1 protein-coding gene is annotated in these 511 nt (G+C 44.2%); it reads left to right on the forward strand.

Features of this window, described 5'->3' with window-relative positions; translation table 11 throughout:
- A partial coding sequence (locus CA600_RS30635; RefSeq protein WP_179281794.1) for a 5'-nucleotidase C-terminal domain-containing protein occupies positions 1-511 on the forward strand: 511 nt, incomplete at both ends.

A 511-nucleotide genomic window follows, 5' to 3' on the forward strand; every position in this document is an offset into this window, starting at 1 on the left:
TATTGTCGGTGGTCACAGCCATACACAACTAGATCAAGCTGTTGTAGATAACAGCGATCCTAGCGCACCGAAGCTTATTGTGCAAACTGGTGAAAAAGGACTGTTCCTTGGTAAACTCGAAGTTAAATTTAACAAAGATGGCGTTCTAACAACATGGAAAGACCAATTAATCTCCATCGACGCTAAGAACGGCACTAACTATGTTATCGCAGAGGATCCTGAAGCCAAGAAGATCCTAGATACCGAGTATAAGCCAGGCATTCAAGAGCTGACCAATGAGGTAGTAGGTAACTCAGAGGTTGTCCTAAACGGCGTTCGTGATAATGTTCGCACAAAAGAAACTAACCTCGGTAATCTGATTGCCGATGGTATGCTATTTGCAGCCAAGAAAGCTGGCACTAATGCTGTAATCGCCCTGCAAAATGGTGGTGGTATTCGCGAATCCATCAATGAAGGACCGATTACACAAGGCGAAGTACTTGGCGTACTTCCATTCAACAACGATCTGGTT

It is taken from the genome of Paenibacillus sp. VTT E-133280 (assembly GCF_002264385.1).
GTDB classification, from domain to species: Bacteria; Bacillota; Bacilli; order Paenibacillales; family Paenibacillaceae; genus Paenibacillus_AQ; species Paenibacillus_AQ nitricinens.